The organism is Catenulispora sp. GP43 (assembly GCF_041260665.1).
Lineage (GTDB): Bacteria > Actinomycetota > Actinomycetes > Streptomycetales > Catenulisporaceae > Catenulispora.
Genome location: NZ_JBGCCT010000009.1, coordinates 85,305 through 106,660, shown reverse-complemented (window position 1 = coordinate 106,660; position 21,356 = coordinate 85,305). Strand labels below are relative to the sequence as shown.

At 72.5% G+C, this 21,356-nt stretch carries 22 protein-coding genes and 1 pseudogene; 7 read left to right on the top strand and 16 right to left on the bottom strand.

Going from position 1 to position 21,356, the window contains the following annotated elements; genetic code table 11:
* Nucleotides 1-259: 259 nt before the first annotated feature.
* The 3 genes from ABH926_RS19860 to ABH926_RS19850 form a co-directional block, all read right to left on the bottom strand.
* Entirely contained in the window at nucleotides 260-1,030 is a 771-nt protein-coding gene (locus ABH926_RS19860) for an adenosylcobinamide-GDP ribazoletransferase (RefSeq protein WP_370367393.1), read from the bottom strand.
* 146 nt (nucleotides 1,031-1,176) lie between these two features.
* Nucleotides 1,177-2,451: a nicotinate-nucleotide--dimethylbenzimidazole phosphoribosyltransferase gene (locus ABH926_RS19855; protein WP_370367167.1), complete on the bottom strand. Its 1,275-nt coding sequence runs from the start codon at nucleotides 2,449-2,451 to the stop codon at nucleotides 1,177-1,179.
* 49 nt (nucleotides 2,452-2,500) lie between these two features.
* Entirely contained in the window at nucleotides 2,501-3,028 is a 528-nt protein-coding gene (locus ABH926_RS19850) for a bifunctional adenosylcobinamide kinase/adenosylcobinamide-phosphate guanylyltransferase (protein WP_370367166.1), read from the bottom strand.
* Between the two features lie 52 nt (nucleotides 3,029-3,080).
* Between ABH926_RS19850 and ABH926_RS19845 the strand changes: the two genes are divergently transcribed.
* A complete protein-coding gene (locus ABH926_RS19845; RefSeq protein ID WP_370367165.1) occupies nucleotides 3,081-3,290 on the top strand; it encodes a hypothetical protein in 210 nt (69 codons plus the stop codon).
* A 2-nt stretch (nucleotides 3,291-3,292) separates the two neighbouring features.
* Here the strand turns inward: ABH926_RS19845 and ABH926_RS19840 are convergent, their stop codons facing one another.
* Nucleotides 3,293-3,781 carry an 8-oxo-dGTP diphosphatase gene (locus ABH926_RS19840; RefSeq protein ID WP_370367164.1) on the bottom strand — a complete coding sequence of 163 codons (489 nt, stop codon included), beginning with the start codon at nucleotides 3,779-3,781 and terminating at the stop codon, nucleotides 3,293-3,295.
* A 131-nt stretch (nucleotides 3,782-3,912) separates the two neighbouring features.
* Between ABH926_RS19840 and ABH926_RS19835 the strand changes: the two genes are divergently transcribed.
* The gene (locus ABH926_RS19835) at nucleotides 3,913-4,194 is read left to right on the top strand and encodes a hypothetical protein (protein ID WP_370367163.1); all 282 of its coding nucleotides are present in this window, start codon (nucleotides 3,913-3,915) and stop codon (nucleotides 4,192-4,194) included.
* A 59-nt stretch (nucleotides 4,195-4,253) separates the two neighbouring features.
* Here the strand turns inward: ABH926_RS19835 and ABH926_RS19830 are convergent, their stop codons facing one another.
* Together ABH926_RS19830 and ABH926_RS19825 are read right to left on the bottom strand one after the other, a co-directional pair.
* Nucleotides 4,254-4,856, bottom strand: a complete 603-nt coding sequence (locus tag ABH926_RS19830; RefSeq protein ID WP_370367162.1) for a rhomboid-like protein — start codon at nucleotides 4,854-4,856, stop codon at nucleotides 4,254-4,256.
* Nucleotides 4,857-4,885: 29 nt separating this feature from the next.
* Nucleotides 4,886-5,017: a hypothetical protein gene (locus ABH926_RS19825; RefSeq protein ID WP_370367161.1), complete on the bottom strand. Its 132-nt coding sequence runs from the start codon at nucleotides 5,015-5,017 to the stop codon at nucleotides 4,886-4,888.
* A gap of 44 nt (nucleotides 5,018-5,061) precedes the next feature.
* On the opposite strand from ABH926_RS19825, the gene ABH926_RS19820 reads away from it, so the two are divergent.
* Nucleotides 5,062-5,751 carry a hypothetical protein gene (locus tag ABH926_RS19820; RefSeq protein WP_370367160.1) on the top strand — a complete coding sequence of 230 codons (690 nt, stop codon included), beginning with the start codon at nucleotides 5,062-5,064 and terminating at the stop codon, nucleotides 5,749-5,751.
* A gap of 11 nt (nucleotides 5,752-5,762) precedes the next feature.
* Here the strand turns inward: ABH926_RS19820 and ABH926_RS19815 are convergent, their stop codons facing one another.
* The gene (locus tag ABH926_RS19815; RefSeq protein ID WP_370367159.1) at nucleotides 5,763-7,391 is read right to left on the bottom strand and encodes a threonine/serine exporter ThrE family protein; all 1,629 of its coding nucleotides are present in this window, start codon (nucleotides 7,389-7,391) and stop codon (nucleotides 5,763-5,765) included.
* 158 nt (nucleotides 7,392-7,549) lie between these two features.
* Between ABH926_RS19815 and ABH926_RS19810 the strand changes: the two are divergent.
* Nucleotides 7,550-8,491: pseudogene (locus ABH926_RS19810) on the top strand (hypothetical protein).
* A 53-nt stretch (nucleotides 8,492-8,544) separates the two neighbouring features.
* On the opposite strand, the gene ABH926_RS19805 reads toward ABH926_RS19810, so the two are convergent.
* The gene (locus ABH926_RS19805) at nucleotides 8,545-9,258 is read right to left on the bottom strand and encodes a M50 family metallopeptidase (RefSeq protein WP_370367392.1); all 714 of its coding nucleotides are present in this window, start codon (nucleotides 9,256-9,258) and stop codon (nucleotides 8,545-8,547) included.
* An 86-nt stretch (nucleotides 9,259-9,344) separates the two neighbouring features.
* Between ABH926_RS19805 and ABH926_RS19800 the strand changes: the two genes are divergently transcribed.
* On the top strand, nucleotides 9,345-10,013 hold the full coding sequence (locus tag ABH926_RS19800; RefSeq protein WP_370367158.1) for a rhomboid-like protein: 669 nt from the start codon (nucleotides 9,345-9,347) through the stop codon (nucleotides 10,011-10,013).
* A gap of 68 nt (nucleotides 10,014-10,081) precedes the next feature.
* Here ABH926_RS19800 and ABH926_RS19795 read toward each other — a convergent pair whose 3' ends face one another.
* From ABH926_RS19795 to ABH926_RS19765, 7 genes are all read right to left on the bottom strand, one after another.
* Nucleotides 10,082-13,018: a hypothetical protein gene (locus ABH926_RS19795; protein ID WP_370367157.1), complete on the bottom strand. Its 2,937-nt coding sequence runs from the start codon at nucleotides 13,016-13,018 to the stop codon at nucleotides 10,082-10,084.
* Between the two features lie 132 nt (nucleotides 13,019-13,150).
* Nucleotides 13,151-13,663 (bottom strand): pyridoxamine 5'-phosphate oxidase family protein, encoded by a 513-nt coding sequence (locus ABH926_RS19790; protein ID WP_370367156.1) that lies wholly within the window; start codon nucleotides 13,661-13,663, stop codon nucleotides 13,151-13,153.
* A 39-nt stretch (nucleotides 13,664-13,702) separates the two neighbouring features.
* Nucleotides 13,703-14,350 (bottom strand): 4'-phosphopantetheinyl transferase, encoded by a 648-nt coding sequence (locus ABH926_RS19785; protein ID WP_370367155.1) that lies wholly within the window; start codon nucleotides 14,348-14,350, stop codon nucleotides 13,703-13,705.
* Nucleotides 14,351-14,435: 85 nt separating this feature from the next.
* Nucleotides 14,436-15,794 carry a peptidase gene (locus tag ABH926_RS19780; RefSeq protein ID WP_370367154.1) on the bottom strand — a complete coding sequence of 453 codons (1,359 nt, stop codon included), beginning with the start codon at nucleotides 15,792-15,794 and terminating at the stop codon, nucleotides 14,436-14,438.
* Between the two features lie 92 nt (nucleotides 15,795-15,886).
* Nucleotides 15,887-16,888 (bottom strand): aldo/keto reductase family protein, encoded by a 1,002-nt coding sequence (locus ABH926_RS19775; RefSeq protein WP_370367153.1) that lies wholly within the window; start codon nucleotides 16,886-16,888, stop codon nucleotides 15,887-15,889.
* A 52-nt stretch (nucleotides 16,889-16,940) separates the two neighbouring features.
* Nucleotides 16,941-17,582 carry a response regulator gene (locus tag ABH926_RS19770; RefSeq protein ID WP_370367152.1) on the bottom strand — a complete coding sequence of 214 codons (642 nt, stop codon included), beginning with the start codon at nucleotides 17,580-17,582 and terminating at the stop codon, nucleotides 16,941-16,943.
* Nucleotides 17,579-18,859 (bottom strand): sensor histidine kinase, encoded by a 1,281-nt coding sequence (locus tag ABH926_RS19765; RefSeq protein ID WP_370367151.1) that lies wholly within the window; start codon nucleotides 18,857-18,859, stop codon nucleotides 17,579-17,581. Before ABH926_RS19765 ends, ABH926_RS19770 begins: the two co-directional genes overlap by 4 nt.
* Before the next feature lie 151 nt (nucleotides 18,860-19,010).
* Here ABH926_RS19765 and ABH926_RS19760 point away from each other — a divergent pair, with 151 nt between their 5' ends.
* The gene (locus ABH926_RS19760; RefSeq protein WP_370367150.1) at nucleotides 19,011-20,072 is read left to right on the top strand and encodes an FtsX-like permease family protein; all 1,062 of its coding nucleotides are present in this window, start codon (nucleotides 19,011-19,013) and stop codon (nucleotides 20,070-20,072) included.
* Nucleotides 20,069-20,821 (top strand): ABC transporter ATP-binding protein, encoded by a 753-nt coding sequence (locus ABH926_RS19755; protein ID WP_370367149.1) that lies wholly within the window; start codon nucleotides 20,069-20,071, stop codon nucleotides 20,819-20,821. Before ABH926_RS19760 ends, ABH926_RS19755 begins: the two co-directional genes overlap by 4 nt.
* Here ABH926_RS19755 and ABH926_RS19750 read toward each other — a convergent pair.
* On the bottom strand, nucleotides 20,751-21,302 hold the full coding sequence (locus ABH926_RS19750) for a DUF3043 domain-containing protein (RefSeq protein ID WP_370367148.1): 552 nt from the start codon (nucleotides 21,300-21,302) through the stop codon (nucleotides 20,751-20,753). The two genes, ABH926_RS19755 and ABH926_RS19750, sit on opposite strands and share 71 nt — an antisense overlap.
* Nucleotides 21,303-21,356 lie beyond the last annotated feature (54 nt).

Genomic DNA, 21,356 nt, shown 5'->3' with positions numbered 1-21,356 from the left:
CTCTCTTCTCAGTCTTCGTCGGCAGTCGGCGTGGTGTGGCAGCGAATCTTGGGATTTCGGGCATGGCGGAACTCCTGTGGGCGAGATGGGGGGTGTGGCATGGCGGGAGATCCCGATGCCGTATCCGGCACGCCCGTCGGCGCCTTCCGGTGAGTAAGAGTCTCGCGCCCAGGTCAGAGCTTTGAAAGAAAAAGCCGGTGGCACAAAGGTTCCATGGCACCTTCAAGCCATGGGCGGCCCAGCGCGGAGCCGGTGCGCCCTAGCGGGCCAGAACCACCAGCGCGGCGGTGAACCCGACCTCGACGAGTGCGCCCAGCACATCGCCGGTGATGCCGCCGAAGCGGCGGATCGTGTGGCGCAGCACCAGGGTCGCCGCGCCGACGGCCACCACCACGGCGGCCGGCCACAGCAGCCACCGCGCCCCGTCGCTCGCCCAGAACCCTGCGATACCGGCCACGGCCACCGCGGCGGCCGACGCCACGCCGACCGCCGCCCGCGAAACGCTCCCCGCCACCCACGCGCCGAGGCCGTCGGGCCGTGCGGAGGGCACGCCGGGCCGGCAGGCCCACGTCACCGCGAGGCGTCCGGCGACGCAGGCCACTGCCAGGGCGCAGGCGCCGTACCAGGCCCCGTGCCGGCCCCAGGCGGCGGCGAGCAGCAGCACCTGGCCGAGCAGGGCCAGAACCAGGGTGATGACGCCGAACGGGCCGATGTCCGAGGCCTTCATGATGCGCAACGCGTCCGGCGCCGGCTTGGCCGAGCCGAGACCGTCGGCGGTGTCGGCGAGGCCGTCGAGGTGCAGGCCGCGGGTGGTCGCGGCGAGCGTCGCCACGCCGGCGACCGCCGCGACGACGGGGCTGGAGGTCCACCAGCCGAAGCCCGCGCCGATCGCCGCGGCCAGCGCGCCGAGCACCGCGCCGACCGCCGGGGCGCAGGTCATCGCGCGGCCAGCCACCGACCGGTCGACCTCGCGCGGCGGGCCGACGGGGAGGGCGGTGAGGGTCGAGAAGGCGAGACGGAGGCCGTTCAGCCAGCGCTCGGCGGCGGTGGTCGGGCCGGGGGACGCAGCACCGGCTTCGGCGCGCGAATCATCAGTGCGCCGGTCGATGGTGCTCAGGTCTGCGGCCGCAGCACCGGCTTCGTCGCGCGAACTATCAGCGCGCCGGCCGCCGGCCCTCACACCCGCGACCGCAGCACCGGCTCCGGGATCCCGGCTTCGGCGAACGTCGCCAGCTCCGCGGCCAGCGCGGCGGCGGCCTTCACCATCGGCAGGGCGAGCAGGCCCAGGGTGCCCTCGGCCTGGCGGACCTCGTAGCCCTCGACCAGCGGTTCGAGCGAGAGGCGGTCCAGGGCCGCCTTGTGCGCCGGCTCCGGGGACAGCGCGCCGGCCAGCAGCCACTGCGGGGAGCGGTAGGCGATGCGCTGCACCAGCATCGCGCAGGCGGTGGTGGTGACGCCGTCGAGCAGGACCGGCACGCGCCGGATCACCGCCTGGAGCAGGAAGCCGGTCAGCGCCGCGAAGTCGCGGCCGCCGACCTTGGTCAGCAGTTCCAGCTGGTCGCCGAGGACCGGGCGGCCCCGGCGCATCGCGTCGCGGACGGCCGCGCACTTGCGCATCCAGGCGGTGTCGTCCACGCCGGAGCCGCGGCCGGTCACCGCCGCCGCGTCCTTGCCGGTCAGGACGCCGGACAGGATCGAGGCCACCGTGCTGCCGCCCACGCCGACCATCGCCGGGATCAGCACGTCCGCGCCGGAGTCGGCCTCGGCGTCGGCGATGGCCATGCCCAGCCGGAAGGCCTCCTCGATCTGCTCGCGGGTGGCCGCGTCCTCCCTGTCGACCCGGCCGGACGGGCTGCCGACCGCCACGTCGACCACGCGCACCGTCGCGCCGTGCAGGCGCGCCAGGACGCCGACCGCGCCGCCGCCGTCCTCGATCTGCTTCACACGCGCGGCCGTGACGGCCTGCGCCTGCTCCGGGGCCGTGGCCGAGACGCCGAGCGCCGCCACCCCGTGGTCGCCGGCGAACACCACGACCCGCGCCCGCTCGATCGCCTTCGCCTCACCGCTGCCCCGGGCGCCGGCCAGCCAGACCGCCAACTCCTCCAAACGCCCCAGGCCCGCGGCCGGGACGGCCAGCTCGGCCAGCCGGGCGCGCATCTGGTCGCGGGCCGCCTCGTCGGGACGCTCGGCCTGGTCGGCGAGCTTGTCGAGGTTCAGCGGCTCGGGCCCGGCCGGTGCGTCGGTGCCGGTTTCGGTGTCGTCGTCCGCGCCAGTGCCGGCATCGGCCTCAGCGTCGGCGTCGGCGCCGCGCTCGCTCACAGCATCGCCGGCCGCGGCAGCCTCGCCGCCCTCGGCGACAACCTCGGTGACGGTCTCGGTCTCGATCGCCGCCGCCGCACGGGGCTCGGGCAGTTCGGCCGACTCGGGGGTGGGGTTCTCGGGCGCGTCCATGGTGCGAACAGCCTAGCGGCGGCGCACTCGGCATGGGGAAGCCCCGCGCCTACTTCACCGTCATCGCGATCCCGGCCACCATCAGCACCACCGTCTCCGACGCCGCCGCGATCCGCTGGTTCAGCCGCCCCTGCTCGTCCCGGAACCGCCGCACCCCGGCGCCCTCCGGCACGATCCCCAGCCCGACCTCGTTGCTCACCGCCAGCACCGGCACCGTCGCCGAACGCCATGCGTCCTCGAGCTCGTCGAACCGCGCCGCCAGCTTCTGCTCCCCGCCGCCGTGCCAGGCCGCGTCGTCCCAGGCGCCGGCCTCGTCCATCATCGCGGTCAGCCACAGGGTCAGGCAGTCCACCAGCACCGGCCGCGTCGCGTCGCGCAGCACGCCGGCGACGTCGGTCGTCTCCACCGTCGCCCACGAGTCCGGCCGCCGCTCGCGGTGCCGCCGTACCCGGTCGGCCCAGTCGGCGTCGCCGTCGCGCCGGCCGCCGGTCGCGACGTACACGCCGTCGTCAGCCAGGAGGGTGAGCCGACGCTCGGCCTCGGAGGACTTACCCGAACGCGCACCGCCAAGGATCAACGTCCGCGTTATGTTATTCAGCGATGGCTGGGCGATTGAAGGGGTCAACACTGTGACTTTCATGTGGCGTTATGAGGACACGGCCGGCGGCGAGAAGGACACCGGTGCGAAACCGGAGGAGTTCTCCACGCAGTCCGACGCCGAGAGCTGGATCGGAGAGAACTGGAAGGACCTGCTGGAGGCCGGGGTCGACCAGGTCACGCTGATGGAGGACACCTCAGTCGTCTACGGCCCGATGTCGCTGCACCCGGTGGAGCAATAGTCTCACCCGGCCGGCGACGGCTCACGGATATAAGAGGCCACTTTGCTGCGGCCGGCGTAGGTGACGTCCATCACGACGTGCTCGCCGGCCAGCACCAGTGGCAGCCACAGGCGTGAGTCGTCCCACATCCGGCCGTAGGGCAGATCCGCCTCGGCCATCCAGTCCGCGGCGATCTCCGCGCTCTCCCGCGGCTCCCCGGCGTACTTCGTCGCCGTGAAGTAATGCAGCCGCAGATCATCCCACTCCGGCACGTCCGGGAACCGGAAGACCAGCTCCGCGGCCGGTTTCAGGTCGCCGACCGCCAGCGTCATGCCGGTCTCCTCCGCGAACTCGCGCACGACCGCCTCCTGCGGGCTCTCCCCGGGCTCGAGTTTCCCGCCCGGGCAGTTGACCAGCCCGGCGCCGAAGCCGGTCTTCTTCAGCCCGACCAGCACTTCGGGACGTCCATCGGGTCCGGTGCGCCGCAGCAGCGCGGAGGTGACGATCAGCACCCCGTGAGCTTAGCCACCCGCTGTCACTCGAACGCCCGCCGCATCACTCATTGAGGTGATCAATACCTGCGCCCCGCACACCGATCGGATATTCAGGGGAACCCGAAGATGTGAGTGGATCGCAGGATCTGGTGAAGCTACCGCGAAACTGGAACCGGCTGGTACGCAAAGTCATGCGGCGCTGCGGTCGGCGCTGCGAATGGAAGCACGCCCACTTCGAGGTCGGCTGCTCCCGCGAGGCCAGCATGGTCGTCCACGCCGGCAAGAAGGACGATCACTCCGTGGGCAACCTCCTGGCCCTGTGCACATGGCACGCCGCGCAGAAGGCGGCCCTGGAGTGGGAGGCGGGCCTGCACGTCGCGATCAAGGTCCGGGCGCCGGACGAGGGCAAGGACACCAAGGGCAAGGCTTAGATGCTCAAGTCCCTCAAGTCTGCCTGTTCCGCACCGGATCACGGAGCGATCCAAAGGGATTACGGAGCGATCCAAAAGAACGTGAACCCGATGGCCAGCGCGCACAGATGCCCGATAGCCGTGAAGTCCCGCCGGTTCTTGAACCATCCGTATCCGTAGAAGCCGATCAGCGCCACGACGTAGGGCACCAGCCACGGCATCGGAATCCGGTACGCCAACACCGCCGAAGCCCCGGCCTGCGCATAGCTGACGCCATAGTCGGCCGTGGTCCGCTCCGACTGCGGAAGCCGTCCGGCACGGATCTCCCGCGCGACCCACCCTTCGCTCAGCAGCGTCGCCCCGACGTGGGCGACCAGCAGCACCACCAGCCATCGCCATGTCCCCAGCCAGTGCTCTGTCGGGGCGTGGAACACGCTGTAGGTCACCGCATAGAACAACCAACTGGTCCCCGCGGTGAAGAACAGACTGGTGATCATCACCTTGACCGGAGCGTGCCGCAGCCGATCCAGGTTCGTGGAGTTCTGCTCCAACAGCTTCGCGGCGCGGTCGGCCGGCAGCCGCCTGACATAGAGCGACACGCCGAACAGCGCGACCAGCCACAGATAGGTCCCCGGCGCGTCGCGGACGTAGTCCCACGCGTCGGCGGGCAGACGGCTCAGCACACTGTCACGATAGCCAAGCCCGGGCGTGGCTAATCCGAGTCGGACACCTGCCGTGGCGCCCCCGCCACCCGATAGGCATGCGCCTCGTCCAGCGACTCGTGCTCCATCAGCGCCGCCGCCAGCGCGTCGAGCCGCTGCCGGTTCTCCGTCAGCGTCCGCACCGTCTTCTAAAGCTGGACCCCCTCTTCTGCCGAAGAACATGGGTATGCGGACCATGATGCGGAGTGCGGCGGCCGTCGGTGTGGTGGTCGCCGCCGCGATGACAGTGGGGACCATGTCCACGCTCGCGGCCCGGGCCGGAGCCGTGCCCACGATGCCCACGGACGCCAGCGCCAGCGCGACCGCCAACGGCGTGCGCGTCGACATCAGCGACGACACCCGTTCGGCCCACTCTGGCGACGTGGTCGACTACACCGTGCGCGTGGACAACGAATCGTCGACCTCGTACCCGGACCTCGAGGTCTACCACCTGGTCCCGGCCGGCTTCCAGCTCGTCGACTCCAGCCCCGCCGCCACCCAGCAGGACCGCACGATGCGCTGGACGGCGAGCGTCCCGGCCGGCCACACCGCGGTCTTCACCGACCAGGTGATGGCCGGGACCGTCGAGGAGTCCGAGCACCTCGCCCCGCGCGTCCGCGACGCCAAGCCGGCCGCCCCCACGGACCAGTTCACCTCCACGGCCTGCGCCCGCAGCTCCTCCACCGGCTCGACGCTGGCCTGCGGCACCGTCCGCGAGCAGCTGACCGATGGCCCCTACACGGCGGCCGGACTCGCGGCGCCCGCGGCGCAGCACTGGCAGCCGGGGCTGCTGTGGATCGCGCTGCTCGCCGTGGTCTACACCGGTTTCCGGGGGGTCGTCAAGAAGCGGCGGAAGTCGGAGGCCGAAGAGGGCTGAGGCTGAGGACCCTAACCTCCAGCCCCAGCCCCAGCCCCCGCCATCTCCTCCGCCGGCAGCACCTCCAGCCGCGTCTTCCGCCGCAGCGAAGCCCCGGCCAGCACCCCCAACGCGATCGCGCCGACCGTGATCATCACGTTCAGCAGCGTCTGCCACCCGGCCGAGCTGTGCGCGACCAGCAGCTGCTGCACCCCCGACAGCCCGTGCGCGCCGGGCACCACCATCCAGAACGCCGGCAGGAAGATCACCTGGTCCGGGATGGTGGCGCGCTTGCCGATCCAGTTCGCGGTCGGCGGCAGCGCCATGCCGGCCACGAAGGCGCCCAGCGCCTGGCCGCCGACCAGTGTGCCGGCCGTCTGCACCACGCGGGTGACCAGCAGGGCCACGGTCAGCCAGCCTAGCGAGCGGTTCGGCGCGTCGTGGTTGAGGGTGAAGCCGACCGCCAGCAGCAGCACCGAGACCCAGCCGACCCAGGCGCCGAGCGTGGCCGGGACCGGCGTGCCGACCGGGTGCGGGCGCACGGTGTCGGTGGCGACCAGGATGCCCAGCGCCAGCATCAGCAGCACGTTGACGGCCCCGGCCAGCCGGGTCACGCCGGACAGCGGGGAGTCGGTGGCCAGCTCGATCGCGCTGAGGGTGAGCGCCGCGCCGGGCAGGAAGCCGATCAGCGGCGGGATGTAGAGGAAGCCCGGGTCCTGGTGCAGGACCGGCCCGGCGAAGCGCAGCGCCAGCGCGGTGACCATGATCGCCGCCGCCACCGGGAACAGCGTGAGCAGGTTCGGCAGGTAGCGCCCCACCAGGTACTGCATCACGCCGACCGCCGTGCCGGCCACGACATAGCCGGCGGCCGCGTTCCACGTCGGGTGCTGGAGCATCCCCAGCGCCAGGGTCAGCATCGCGTAGCCGGAGATCACGGCGGCCGGCTTGAACCGCCGCGGCAGGCTCTGCTCCTCCCGCAGCGCCTTGCGCACCTCGTCGAAGGACACCGCCTCCTCGAGCATCCGCTGGACCAGCGACTGCAGGGCGTTGACCTGGTTGAGCTGCATCCCGCCGACGGGGACCGGCGCGAAGTCCAGCTCGTTGGTATCGCCGGACACCGTCTGGACCCGCACGAAGATCCCGGTCGGCAGGGCGAAGCAGCGGGCCGACACGCCGTAGCGGGCCGCGATGTCCGTGATCTGCGTCTCGGCCTCGATGGTGTTCGTCCCCGAACGCAGGATCTCCGCGCCGACCGTGCTCAGCAGCGCGGCCAGCTGCCGCAGCCAGTCCGCGCTCGGCTGGTCGGCCGCCCGCACGCCGACTCGGCGGCGGTCGCGGAACATGGCGCCGACGTTCTTCAAGCCCTGCCAGGCGAGGTCCACGCCGCCGCCCAGGGAGTCCATGGACCCGGCCACGGCCTCGCTGAAGGCGCTGCCGGTGCGGGTGCCGGAGGCGTGGCGCCGGCGGTCCCACAGGACGCGCCTGGCCTCGTCGCCGGCGCCGGTCGCGGCGCTTTCACCTTCACCGCCGGTGCCGGGGTCGCCGGGGTCGCCGGGGTTGCCGGGGCCGCCGGAGCCACCGGAGCCACCGGGGACGCCATCGTCTTCGTCCGGACCGTTCCCACCGTCCCGCACGTCCCTGCGCTTCCTGAAGAAGGGCACGGCGTTCCTCCCCTGTCTGACACCGCGGCCGCCGCCGGGCGGGGCACCAAAGCCCAACGACGCTACCGGATCACCGATCACGCCCGGCTCACCCGTTCGGGCGCGGCCCTGGCGCGGCGCGGGTACGTGCGGGGTCGGATGCTCGTGTGTTGAAGCTCATGCAGGAGAACGCCGTCCTCGCCCTGTTCGCCTGCCTGGCGCTGGGGTACCTCGTCGGAAAGCTGCGGGTCGGACCGATCACGCTGGGCGGAGCAACGACGTGATGACGTCGCCTTCGCGCTGTTCATCTTCTCCCTCGGCTACTTCGCCGGGCCCGGATTCGTGGCCAACCTGAACCCCAGGGGCCTGAGGTTCGGCGTGCTGTCGCTGATACCAAGCTGCCGGGCATCACCCCGAGCCAGGCCACGACCCTCTCGGCGCACGTGGCCACCGCCTACTCGGTCTGCTACCTGTTCGGCCTGATCTCGATCGTGCTGCTGACCAGCCAGGTCTTCCCGCGGCTGCTGAAGACCAACCTGGCCGAGGCCTCCCGCAGGCTGTGGGAGCAGATGCGCGGCGGCGCGGCGTAGGAGCACCCTGGCCCCACCGAGGGCGTGTACCTGACCGGCATCAACCGGCTCGGCAACGACCTGCCGGCCTCCGGCACCACCGAGATCCACGTTGGCGACACGCTGAACGTGGTCGGCATGAAGTCGAAGGTGGACCGCTCCTTCGGTGCCTACCCGCCGGTGGCCGCGGCCACCATGAAGGACCTGGGCCTGGCGGTGTTCATCGCGGTCACCGGCCTGTCCGCGGGCCCGGACGCCGGCCCGCTGCTGAAGAAGTACCCGCTGCTGCTCCCGCTGTCCGGGATCGCGATGGTGCTGATCCCGGCGCTCCTCGGGCTGTGGATCGGCCGCCGGTTCCTGAAGATCGACAAGCCCATCCTGATCGGCGCCATCGCCGGCCAGCAGTGCTCGACGCCGGCGATCACCGCGATCACCAACACCGCGCAGAGCAGCGTGCCGATGATCGGGTACACGATCACGGACACGCTGTCGAACTTCCTGCTGCCGCTGACCGGGCCGATCTTCGTCGGCCTGATCGGGCTGCACACCTAGCTGTGCCCAGCGGCACACCTGGCGACGTCCGCAGACGCCTGGTCCGCGGACGCCTAGAGGTGCAGCAGCCACCGGCCCCCGGCCGCCGCGCACCCCAGCGCCACCAGCGCGAACACGAACAGCCAGCCGCCGGCCGGGAAGCCGGTCAGCCGGTGCAGTTGGTCGGCGTCGGAGTCGCGGGCCCCGGTGCGCGTCCGGGTCCGGCTCAGCTCCAGCACCGGCTTCACCCCGGCCAGCAGCAGGAACCACACCATCAGGTACGCGAACCCGGCCTGCACATCGGTGTTCTTGGTCCACGACGCGGCGAACACGGCGCCGCCGGTGAGCACCACCGTGAGCACGCCGTAGAAGTTGCGGATCTCGATCAGCAGCAGCGCCAGCAACAGCACGCTCACCCACAGCAACATCGTGATGTGCTGGGCCGCCAGCAGCCACGCCCCGCCCAGCCCGATCAGGCTCGGCGCGGTGTAGCCGGCCGCGACGGTCAGGATCATGCCCAGACCGCGCGGCTTGCCGTAGGAGACCGTGACGCCGGAGGTGTCGTGGTGCAACCGCACCCCGGACAGCCGGCGCCCGCACAGCAGCGCGACGACGGCGTGCCCGCCCTCGTGCGCGATCGTCACGGTGTTGCGGGCTATGCGCCACACCGGCCGCCACAGCACCGCCACCAGCGCCGCCGCGCCCACCGCGAGGATCAGGTTCCGCGGCGGATCGGGCTGCGTGCCGGTCACTCGGTGCCAGACGTCGTCCAGGTTGGAGATGCTCATGCTCACGGGCACGCAGCCTCCCACGATTCGCCCGTTCGGCGGTACCCGTCGGGACACGCCTGTGACGAGCCAGTGACGCTTGGGACATGCTGAACCGGGCGGCACGCGGCGTGGAGAACTACGTCCGCAGCGCCCCCGGCACCTACCTCTGGCTGCTGATCCTGCTGATCACGACCGGCATCCTGAAGCGCGCCAGCCCCCGCGCGGAGCACTGGATCCTGGAACGCCGCAGCACCAACATCCACTACCTGCTCCAGGACCCGCTGCGCGTCCTGATCCAGTCGGCCCTGTGGATCGACGGCGGCAGCTGGCTGTTCTACGTGCTCCTGTACACCCTCTTCCACGCCCAGGCCGAACGCTGGCTGGGCACCTGGCGCTGGCTGACGGTGGCGTTCGTGTGCCACGTGCTGGCCACGTACGTGAGCGAGGGCGTGCTGGCCTGGGCGATCCACGAGGGCACGGTCCCGGCGTCCAAGCGCTACACGCTCGACTACGGCGTGAGCTACGCCCTGGCCGGCGTGATCGCGGTCCTGGCGTACTGGTGGCCGCGCGGCTGGATGCGGTGGGTGTACGCGGCGGGGGTGCTGGTGTTCTACGGCGTGGCGATGCTGCGGGGGAGGACCTTCACGGATGTGGGGCACTTCACGGCCACGCTGGTCGGGCTGGGGTGCTACCCGATCACGCGGGGCCGGGTGTCGGTGATGGCGCGGGGCTGGCGGTGGCGGGGGTTGGTGGCGGCGCTGCCTTTGGAGTAGCGGCGGCGCGCCTGGGCCGGCCGGGCTGCTTTCGGAGTAGTGGCGGGTGCCTGGGCCTGTCGGCGTGCCTAGTTGCCGGGGGTCTTGGTGCTGCCGCCGCCTTCGGTGGAGCTGGTGGTGGGCCCGCACGGGACGATGATCGGGATGCAGGAATTCGTCGTCGACGTCGGAGCGCTGCTGGTCGGCGCCGACGAAGAGCTCGACTGGCTCGCGGAAGTCTCGCTGGAAGAGCTGTGCGTCGGGGTCTCGTCGCTGGACGAGTGCGTCGTCGAGCTGGGGGAGGACGCGCGGGTGCGGCTGTGCGTCGAGGAGTGGTGCGTGCTCGGGGCGGTGGCGGACGCCGTGGTGTCGGAGCCGTTGTTGGTCCCGGTCGGCGCGGTCGGCGCGGCGGTGGCCGCGGGCGCACTCGACGTGGCCGTCTCGGTGGGCGTCGCACCCGTGCCCTGCGGAGCCTTCCCCGACCCGCCGAGCACCACCGCGGTGGCCCCCGCCACGAGCAGCACGGCGGTGGTCACGGCCCCGACGAGCGTCTTCCGGCGCGGTCCGCCGGGACCGCCGGGGGCGCTGGGAGGGCCGAAGTCGTCCTCGTCCTCGTTCTCGTCCTCGTCGTCGCCGTCGTCGTCACGCGCGACTTCCTTCGTACCGGCCGCAACCTTGCCGCTACCCTCGGCCATTTCCGCGGGCACCTCATCGAGCGTCCGAGTGGCCTCGGACTCGATGGTGTTGTCCCGATCCGGATTGAGCACCTGCGTGTGATGGGCATCCTCGCCCACCGGCTCGGCCACCCCCGGCCGGAACCAGTCGTCCGGCGCACTGGTCTGCACCACCGGCTTGGGCTCCTCGGCCTCCTGCGGCCGCGGCATGCTCGGCAGACTCAAGGCGAAGGCGGACAGCGAGCGCGGGACCTTCGGGCTCGGCTTCGCGGGGAAGACCCAGTCGTCTTCGAGGTCGGAGTCTGTGGTGGTGTCGGTGTCGGTGTCGGCGGGTTCGGTTTCGGGCGCGGCTTCGGGCTCGGTGGCTTCGGGCTCGGGCTCGGCTGCTTCCGGCTCGGCGGCTTCCGGCACGGAGAGTGCGAGATCGGCGGCCGCGAGTCCGGTGAGCTGGAGGCCGGCGAACGGGTCGGGGTTCGGCACAGGCTCGGCGCTCGGCGCCGGCTGGGCCTCGGCCTCGGTTTCGAGTTCGGGCTCGGGCTCGGCGGCCGGCGTCGACGGGGCGAAAGCATCGAACGCCGCAAGAAGCTCGCTGCTGTCCTCGATCATCGGCTCGAACTCGGAATCATCCTCCGAGTCGAGACCATCAGCCGCGGCCGCCACCGGCTCGGCAGAATCGGCCAGCACATCAGTGCTCGCCGCAGCCTCGACCGGCTCAGCGGCCTCGGCCAGCGAATCCGTCTCGCCAATAGCCTCGGCGAGCGCATCATCGCTCGCCGCAGCCTCCGCGAATTCAGCCGCATCGGCCAGCGGACCTGTCTCGCCATCCGCCTCGGCGAGCGCTTCTTCGATCGGCTCGGCCGCATCGGTCGGCGAATCTGTCTCGTCAGCCACTTCGGCGAGCGCAGCCTCGACCGGCTCAGCATCCCCGGCCAGTGAATCTGTCTCGCCATCCGCCTCGGCGAGCGCATCTTCGACCGGCTCAGCCGCATCGGCCGGCGAATCCGCCTCGGCGAGCGTGTCTTCGATCGGCTCAGCCACTTCCGCCGGCGAATCCGCCTCGCCGGCTACCTCGCCGAGCCCATCCTCGACCGCCGCAGCCTCCGGTCCCTCGTCCCCGGCTTCCGGATCCTGCTCGCCGCCAATGCCGTCCCAGGCGCCTGCGCCCGCGCCCGCGCTGGCAACGGCCTCGTCCTCCGGCTCGGCACCCGGCGTCGGCTCGTCCCAGATCCCGCTCACCGGCTCGGACTCGGCCTCAGCCTCGACCTCCGCCGCCGTGCCGCCCGACCGGCCGGCGAACACGTCGAACCCGCTCGGCGTGTAAGGGGTCGGCTCCGGTTCGGTGGTTCGTCCGGCGCGTGCGCCATCGAAAGCCGCTAGAACGTCCGCCTCGGCGCCGACTGGCTCGGGCTCCGTCTTGGCGCCTCCGCTGAACCAGTCGTAGTCCTCGTCGTCGGTGGCTGCGGTGTGCTCAGGCTGATTCGCGGCCGGTTCGGGGTCCGCCGGTGCCGGCTCTTCTGTGCCGAGTAGCGCGTCATCGATCGGTTCCCCGATCGGCGGCGGCATCTCCTCCGCGGCGTCAGCACCATTAGCCGTGTCACCACCATCAGCCGTGCCAGCGGCCTCCGCTACCGCCGCGCCAGCCCCGGCGTCGGCAGCAGTGTCGGGCGCGGCGTCAGTCGCCTCCGCCTCCCCGCCCCCCAGCAGCGCCTCATCGATCGGCTCCCCGACCGGCGGCGCCTCCGTCCGCCCCGCCGGCGTCGCCAGCTCCGCCCCCTGCGCGTCGGCGGCGGCCGCCGCCCAGCCGGCCAGCAGTGCGCGGCCGCGCTGCTGCCAGTCGGTGCCGTACACGGCGCTCGCGGTGGCGGTGACCTCCTCGAGGAACTCGTGCGGGGTGGCGGGTCGGCGTGCCTTGTCCGGCGCCAGGCCGTGCTGGGTCAGTGCGCGCAGGTCCTGCGGCGCGAATTCGGCGATGACCTCCGCGTATTCGTGCAGTGCCGTCAGGTCGTCGCGGGTCGCGGCGACGAAGGGGCTCTCGTTGGTGAGGCATTCGAAGAAGACCGCGGTGGCGCTGAAGACGTCCGCGGTCTCGCTCGCCAGGCCGCCTTTGAGGCGTTCGGGGGCCATGTACGAGGGGGCGTTCGGCACAAAGCGGGCCCCCGCGCCGCCGAAGTCGGTCAGCGCGATACCTCCCGCGCCGTCCACGCTGACGTGCTCCGGGCGCACGTCGCCGTGCGCCACGGCCAACGTCACCAGCATTCCGGCCAGCACCGAGGCCGCGGCCTCCGGCGCCATCGCCCCTGACTCCCGCAGCACCGCGCGCAGCGACACGCCCTCGACCAGCCCGTTCCTCACGCAGGCCTGTTTACCTGATTGCGGGCCGCAACCACAACGTCTGACCGAAGTGCCACGTCACAGACTCCCGCCGCGAGCCGTCGCGCGCGGCGACGGCGGCGCGGAGGAAAGAAAAACCGGGATCGGCGCCCCTTACCGCAGGACCCTGAGCTCCATGTAGTTGCGCCGGCCGAGGTGCGGCTCGTCGACCAGCCGCAGCCGGTCCACCCGCAACCGGTACAGACTCGCCGCGCCGGTCCCGTCGAGATAAGCGGCACGCGCCGCCGCGTCGCCCCCGAACGACGGGAAGCGCCCCCGGTACGCCTCGAACGCCGCCTCGGCCTCCGTCCCCACGACCGCCCCGCACTCCCCGCTCAGCTGCATCCCGCGCAGCCCCTCGCCGAACTCCGGCGGCGGCAGCCAGATCGCCGCGGACGCCGCCGTCCGCGCCGCGGAGTTCTGTCCGTGCCGCGTGCTCGGCTCGCTGACGAAGAAGACGTCGAACTCGCTCCCCAGCGCGAAGAACGCCATGTTCGCGTGCGGGGTGCCCGAGGGGTCGGCGGTGGCCAGCGACAGGACCATCGTCCCGGCGGCGATCGCCTCGACGCTGGAGGAGATGACGGATGAGGGCTGGTCGGTGCCTTCGAAACCCACGGAGAGCGCCACGGCCGGAACCTGCCCGGCCCGTCCCGCGGGCAAACCGTCTCAGACCATGACAGCGGTGAGCACGAGCCCTGATTCGATCGTCCAACGACCGGACATCTCGGTGATCGGCGCGCCGCTCTGCAGGATCCGCGCGGTGAACGTGCCGGACATCTCCTCGACCGGCACGAACCCCACCGACGCCTCCCCGAAGCCCAGCCACCGCCGCGCCACCGGGAACCACGCCTTGTACACCGACTCCTTCGCGCTGAACACCAGCCGGTCCCACCGCACCCGCGGCCGCTCCGCCGCCAGCGCCTCCAGCGCCGGCATCTCGTCCGGCCGCGCGATGGTGTCGAAGACGCCCTCCGGCAGCGGCCCGTGCGGCTCGGCGTCGATCCCGAGCCCGGCCGCCCCGGCCCCGGCCCGCGCGACCGCCACCGCCCGGTACCCCCGGCAGTGCGTCATGCTCCCCACGATCCCGGCCGGCCACAAAGGCTCCCGGTTGCCGCCGGTCCCGATCGCGACCGGCGGCAGCCCGAGCCGGGCCAGCGCGGTCCGGGCCAGATGCCGCGTCGTGGTGTACTCCAGCCGCCGCTTGTCCACGGCCCGCGCGACGACCGCCTCCTCACCGGGGAACAGCACCGCGTCCTCGGGATCGCCGAAGATCTCTTCGACCGCCACCTCCGGCGGGAGCAGACTCGCCAGCACGCCGCGCATCTCCGTTCTGCACCGGCCCGGTTCTCCAAGCCACGACTTCTCCAAGCCACGACTTCTCCAAGCTACGACCAGGGGATCAGGTCTGCGGATTCAAGGTCAACCCGTAGTAGTCGAAGATGTCGGTCGCCTCTGTCCAGAAGACACCGGGAGTCCCGTCACCGGGAGTCCCGTCGGACAACAGCCCGCGCGCCTGGCGTACCCCGCCGGGTTCGACCGCGAACATCGTCGCGCCGCTGTCCCCGCCGGCCGCGCCCCAGCCGTTGTTCACCGCGTCGCCCCACACACCGCGGGCCGTGTACGACAGCCCCGGGCACCCGGTGCTCGGCCCGCAGTACATGTCCTGGTTGGTCACCTTGATGTTGCAGGGCGTCGGGTGCCCCATGAAGTACGACCGTTGCCCGTCGTGGCACACATAGTCCCCGTTGTAGGAATAGGCGAAGCTGGTCAGCCGCATCCAACCCGTGGTGTCGGACTCGTCGGCGTTGTTGTTCGCGCCGTCGATGGTCTCCGCGTCCCATTCCTCGACCCGCGCCGTGACGGTGCCGACGTAGTTGCCCTTCAGCCCGTTGCTGTAGTCGCCCGGCGTCCCGGCCCGGGTGTACACCTTCGTGCCGACGCCGAAGCAGTGCGCCGCGGTCACCATGATCGGGTGGTTGTCGGACTTGCGGACGGCCGGTAGCCCCGCGGTGCAGCCGTGTCCGCTGCCGCTGCCGGTGATCGCGTCGCCGCCGATGAACGGCGTGCTGTCCTCCCACTTCGTGTTCGCCCACGACTTGGCCTGCAGCGAGTGCCCCTGCCGGTAGACCAGCGGCACGCCGAGGGACGCGGCCAGGTTCGGGGCCGCCGCCGCGCCGCCCACGGCCGGCACCGGAGCCCGGAGCGCGGCCGGCGCCGTGGCCGGGTCCGCCACGTCGAGCTCGAGCCCGGAGGCGTCGCCGGCCGGGCCGACCAGGTCGACGTGCACCGGCAGCTTCCCGGCGTCGGCCAGCGCCACGACGCGCTGCGCGGCGGCGTCCAGCGCGGCGTGTGTGGCGGCCGCCTTCTGGAAGCGGATCAGGGAACTGTCGACCCCTGGGTTGGCGGCGCGCGCCGCCGCCAGTACCCGCGCCGCCTGCGCGGTGTCGGTGAGATAGACGGTCACCACGTCCCGGCCCGCGTCGATGGCCAGGTTGCCGTACACGTCGGCGGCGCTGCCCCGCCCGGCGGCCCCCACCGCGTCGGCGACGGCGCGCAGCGGGGCCAGCCGCGCGGCCTGCGCGTCCGGGCTGAGCGCGGCGACCTGGGCGTCGGTCAGGACGGTGCGGGCGGACGGGGCGGTCAGGGCGGGCGCCGGTCCCGGTGTCCCGGCCTGGGCCCCGTCCGGTATCGCGACGACGGCGGCGAGCAGTCCGGCGGCGAGCGCCCCGAACCGCGCGACGACGGCTTTTCCCCTCATGGGAGAGCTCCTGGTGTGATCGTGTGATCGCGGTCACACCGGAGCATAGCCTCCTTGTCAGGCTTCTGATAGACAGCCGCCGCGGGCCGCCGTCACGGCCGCTTGGCCGGCGACACGGTCCGCGCGGGGTCGCGCACCACGTACTCGCCGAGCACGTCGTCGATCTGCTTCAGCACCTCCGCCGGGAGCTTCACGCCGGCCGCCTTGACGTTCTCGGTCACCTGCTCCGGACGCGAGGCGCCGATGATCGCCGCCGAGACGTTCGGGTTCTGCAGCACCCACGCCACGGCCAGCTGCGCCATCGACAGGTCCACCGACTCCGCGATCGGCTTCAGCCGCTGCACCGCCTCCAGCAGGCCCTGGTTGGCGACCAGGTCGCGCATGAAGTTGGCGCCGGAGTTCTCGTCGGTGGCGCGCGAGCCGGCCGGCAGCTCGCCGCCGGGCAGGTACTTGCCGGTCAGGATGCCCTGGGCGATCGGGGACCAGACGATCTGGCCCACCCCCAGCTCCTCGCAGGTCGGGACCACCTCGCCCTCGATGACCCGCCACAGCATCGAGTACTGCGGCTGGTTGGAGATCAGCTGGATCTTCAACTCGTCGGCCAGGGCCTTGGCGGCGCGGATCTCCGAGGCCTTCCACTCCGACACGCCGATGTAGAGCGCCTTGCCGGAGCGCACGACGTCGGCGTAGGCCGTCATCGTCTCCTCCAGCGGCGTCGAATAGTCGTACCGGTGCGCCTGGTACAGGTCGACGTAGTCGGTCTGCAGCCGCTTCAGCGAGCCGTTGATCGACTCCATGATGTGCTTGCGCGACAGGCCGCGGTCGTTGCGCCCCGGGCCGGTCGGCCAGAAGACCTTGGTGAAGATCTCCAGCCCCTCGCGCCGCTCGCCGGTCAGCGCCCGGCCCATCACGGCCTCGGCCCGGGTGCCGGCGTACACGTCGGCCGTGTCGAAGGTGGTGATCCCCGCGTCCAGGGCGGCGCGCACGCAGGCCAGCGCGGCGTCCTCCTCCACCTGCGAGCCGTGGGTGATCCAGTTGCCGTAGGCGATCTCGCTGATGATCAGGCCGGAACGGCCGAGATGACGGAATTCCATGAGGTAACCCTACGACCGGTCCCCCGGCAGTTACAGGCGGACCAGGCGGGAGTCACAGGCGGATCAGGCCCGCCTGCACGGCGGCGGCCACGGCCGCGGTCCGGCTGTCCACCCCGAGCTTGCCGAAGACGTGCACCAGATGGGTCTTGACGGTCGCCTCGCTGATGAACAGCTTGCGCGAGATCTGCCGGTTGCCCAGCCCGGCGGCCACCAGCTCCAGGATCTCGGCCTCGCGCTGGGACAGCGCCGGCCGGTCGGCGCGCACCCGGCCCAGCAGCCGCGCGGCCACCGGCGGGGCCAGCACAGTCTCGCCGCGCGCGGCGGCCCGCACGGCCGCGGCCAGCTCCTCCGGCGGCGCGTCCTTCAGCAGGTAGCCGGTGGCCCCGGCCTCGACCGCGGCCAGGATGTCGGCGTCGGTGCTGTAGGTGGTCAGGATCAGGACGGCCGGCGGATTCGGGCGCGCCCGGATGCGGCGGGTGGCCTCGATGCCGTGCATGCCGGGGGCCATCTGCAGGTCCATGAGGACCAGGTCGGGGGCCGGCGCGCCCTCGGCCTCGGCGCGGTCCAGGAGGCGCAGGGCCTCGGCGCCGTCGGCGGCCTCGCCGATCCGCTCGATCTCGGGGAGGTCGTCCAGGACCGCGGACAGTCCGCGCCGGACGACCGGGTGGTCGTCGACGAGCAGGACGCGGATCACCGGACGGCCTCGGGGCGGGGTGGCGGCGCGAACGCGGTCGGCTGGACTGTGGCCGCCTGGACCTCGACCGTCTGGGTCTCGACCGCCTGAACCTCGACCGCCGCACCATCCCCCCGCTGCGCGGGCAGCGCCACCGCGACCGCCGTCCCCTCGCCGCGCGCCGACTCGATCGTCAGCGTCCCGCCGAACTCCGAGATCCGCTCGCGCATCCCGTGCAGCCCGAAGCGTCCGCCGGTCGCCGCGGCGCTGTCGAACCCGCACCCGTCGTCGAACACGTCCAGCGTCACCTGGTCGTCGTGGTAGGCCAGGGTCACCGCCGCGTGCGCCGCCCCCGCATGCCGCTCCACGTTGGCCAGCGCCTCCTGCGCCGCCCGGAGCAGCGCGACCTCGGCCTCCATCGGCAGCGCGTACGGCTCCCCGTCGAGCCGGAACTCCACCCGCGCGTGCCCGGCGGCGATCCGCCGTACCGCCTCCGCCAGCGTCGAGCCGTCCAGCGCCGGCGGCGTCAGCCCGGCCACGAAGCGCCGCGCCTCGGCGAGGTTGGCGCTCGCCGTCTCCCGGATCTCCCGGACCCGCCCCGCGGCCTCCTCCGGCAGGCCGTTCTCCGCGCCCCGCGCCAGCAGCACGATGCTGGACAGGCCCTGCGCCAGCGTGTCGTGGATCTCCCGCGCCAGCCGCTGCCGCTCCGCCAGCCGTCCTGCCTCCCGCTGCGAGGCCGCCAGCTCGGCCTGCGCCCGCACCAGCTCCTCGAGCAGAAGCTGGCGGCGCCGGCTCTCGCGGTACATCCCGACGTAGCCGTACGCCGTCAGCACCGCCACCACCGCGCCCGCGCACGGCCCGATCACCTTCGCGGCGGTCAGGCCGCCGCTCGTCGTGGCCTGCGTGGCCACCACGGTCGCGGTGATCGCCGCGACGGACAGGAGCGACCACGGCCGCGGCAGCAGGTGCAGCACCAGGAAGTACAGCGGGAACGCGACCCAGGCGGTGGACGGCGCGATCACCACCAGCGCGACCCACAGCGCCACGATCGCCGCCAGCCACCCCAGCGAGGCCGACCGCCGGGTATCAGCGTGGCCCGCGACGCCGAGCGCGTACACCGCCGCCAGCGCCGCGCCGACCAGCCACGCCACCGGCCGTCCCGAGCCGACCAGGCCGACCAGCAGCAGCGCGAAGAAGAGCCCGTGCAGCCCCAGCAGCATCACCCGCAGCGCCGGCATCCGGGAGCGGTGCGGCGGGCCTTCGGGCGGGCCTTCGGATATGCCTTCTGAACTGCTCATATGCCGCCATTTTACGGTCCGTCACGCCCGGTTCCGGACCGCCGGGCATCCATCCTTCGGTTGATCCGCGGCCAACCTTCTCCGCGATGGCAGGCGGGCCCGCGCCCGCGAGGCTGGAAGGCGTCCTGATTCACCGACGGAAGGCAGCACCGTGTTCGTCGCCCTGCGCGACATCCGCTTCGCCAAGGGCCGGTTCACTCTGATGGGTGCCGTTGTGGCCCTGCTCACCGGCCTCGTCCTGTTCCTCTACGGCCTGACCGGCGGCCTGGCCGCCGACTCCACGTCCGCCCTGAAGGGACTGCCGGTCCGCGCCGTGGTCTTCGGCGGTCCCGCGGTGTCCTTCAGCGACAGCGCCGTCACCCCCGCCCAGCAGGCCGGATGGCAGGCGGCGGCCGACGCGCAGCCGTTCGGCGTGTCCGTGACCCGGCTCGCGACGGACAACGACGGTGCCGGGGGAGCCGCGAAGTCGGTGAGCGTGGTCGGCACCGATGCCGCCCTGACCCCGCACCCGCTGTCCGGCAGTGCACCCGGTCCCGGCCAGGTCGCGGTCGGCGCCAAGCTCGCCGCGCAGTACAACCTGAGCGCCGGATCGCCGGTCTCGGTCGGCCCGGTCCGGCTCACCGTCTCCGGCATCACCCCGGACCGCTCCTGGGGCCACGCCCCGACCGTCTGGACCGACGAGCCCACCTGGCAGCACATCGCCGGCGCCGCCCAACCGGTCGCGATGACCGTCACCGGCCCCGCCGACACCGGAGCACTCGACGCCGCGCAGCACACGAAGACCGTCGGCCTGGACGCCGCCGAGGCCGGCATCGACGGCTACTCCGCCGAACAGGGCAGCCTGACCATGATCCAGGGCTTCCTGTTCGCCATCAGCGCCCTGGTCGCGGGGGCCTTCTTCACCGTCTGGACGGTCCAGCGCAAGGCCGACATCGCCGTGCTGAAGGCGATCGGCGCGAGCAGCGCCGCCCTGGTCCGCGACGCTCTCGGCCAGGCCCTGATCCTGCTGCTCGCCGGGGGTGCGCTCGGCGCGCTGGCCGGCGCCGTCGGCGGCGTGCTGCTGCGCAGCTCGGGAACCCCGTTCGCCCTGGACGCCGCCACCGTCGCCGTCCCGCTGGCCGCGATGGTCGGGCTCGGCCTGGCCGGGGCGGCGCTCGCCGTCCGCCGGATCGTGACCGTGGACCCTCTGACCGCTCTGGGAGCAGCCCGATGACCCTCGTCCTGACCGACGTCACCCTGACCTACCCCGACGGCGACACCCGCCTCACGGCCCTGGACCGGGTCACGCTCACCGTGGCCCGCTCGGAGTTCACCGCCGTCGTCGGCCCGTCCGGTTCGGGCAAGTCCACGCTGCTGGCCGTCGCCGCGACCCTGCTCACCCCGGACAGCGGCACGGTCGTCATCGCCGGCGGCGACGCCGCGGCCCTGTCCCGCGCCGAGCGGGCGCGCCTGCGCCTGGACCGGATCGGCATCGTGTTCCAGCAGGCGAACCTGATCCCCGCGCTCACCGCGTCCGAGCAGCTCGAAGCCGTCGGACGGCTGCGCGGCGACCGGCCCGGCGCGGCCCGCGCACGGGCCCGGGAGCTGCTGGCCGCCGTCGGCCTCGACGCCGCCAAGCAGCGGCGCCGCCCGCACCAGCTCTCCGGGGGCGAGCGCCAGCGCGTCAACATCGCCCGCGCGCTCTACGCGGAGCCGGCTGTACTCCTGGTGGACGAGCCCACCTCGGCGCTGGACCACGAGCGCGGCGCGCAGGTCCTGGACCTGCTGGCGGCCGTCACCCGGGACCACGCCACGGCCACCGTCCTGGTCACGCACGACACCGCGCTGCTCGCCGGGGCCGACCGCGTGCTGCGGATGGACGACGGGAGACTGACGCAGGAGCCGGAACCGGCTAGAACTTCTCGCCGCGCTTCAACCGGGGCTTGGGCATCCGCCACTTGCGGAACTGCATCGACCGCATGATCGAGTACCAGCCGATGCGTCCCAGGTCGGCGTCCGGGAACCGCTTGCGCGCCTCCTTCTTCACCCCGCGTACCAGCAGCACCGAGTCGACCACGATGGCCACCAGCATCACCAGCCACAGCACCACCGACAGCAGTGCCACCGAGGGCACCGAGGCCACGACGAACAGCAGGACCGCGAAGATGATGAAGAATTCGGCGATCCGGAACCGGGAGTCGACGTAGTCGCGCGCGAAACCCTTCACCGCCCCGCCGTGCTGCCGTTCGGTGGCCGCGGCGAAGTCGGCCTGGCGGGCCTCCCGCTTGGCCAGCTTGGGATTGGCGTTGACGCCGGACAGCCGCTGCTTGCGCGCCAGCTCGGCCTCACGCCGGGTGGGCGTCGGGCGGTTCTTCTTGGCCTGCGCCTCGTCGAGCGGGGAGATGTTCTCCTGCTCGGACGTGGCCTGCTCGGCCTCATCGGTGGATTTCTGCTTCCGGAACACGTGAAGACTCTAAGGCCACGCCCCCGCGACGACGAAGCCACGTCGGGGCCATGA

Bases quoted from the DNA above. Each gene is read 5' to 3' on its own strand.
- ABH926_RS19755 (WP_370367149.1), top strand. From the start codon at position 20,069: ATGACCCTCGTCCTGACCGACGTCACCCTGACCTACCCCGACGGCGAC.
- ABH926_RS19780 (WP_370367154.1), bottom strand. From the start codon at position 15,794: ATGAGGGGAAAAGCCGTCGTCGCGCGGTTCGGGGCGCTCGCCGCCGGA.
- ABH926_RS19820 (WP_370367160.1), top strand. From the start codon at position 5,062: ATGCGGACCATGATGCGGAGTGCGGCGGCCGTCGGTGTGGTGGTCGCC.
- ABH926_RS19765 (WP_370367151.1), bottom strand. From the start codon at position 18,859: ATGAGCAGTTCAGAAGGCATATCCGAAGGCCCGCCCGAAGGCCCGCCG.
- ABH926_RS19775 (WP_370367153.1), bottom strand. From the start codon at position 16,888: ATGGAATTCCGTCATCTCGGCCGTTCCGGCCTGATCATCAGCGAGATC.
- ABH926_RS19855 (WP_370367167.1), bottom strand. From the start codon at position 2,451: ATGGACGCGCCCGAGAACCCCACCCCCGAGTCGGCCGAACTGCCCGAG.
- ABH926_RS19805 (WP_370367392.1), bottom strand. From the start codon at position 9,258: ATGAGCATCTCCAACCTGGACGACGTCTGGCACCGAGTGACCGGCACG.
- ABH926_RS19800 (WP_370367158.1), top strand. From the start codon at position 9,345: ATGCTGAACCGGGCGGCACGCGGCGTGGAGAACTACGTCCGCAGCGCC.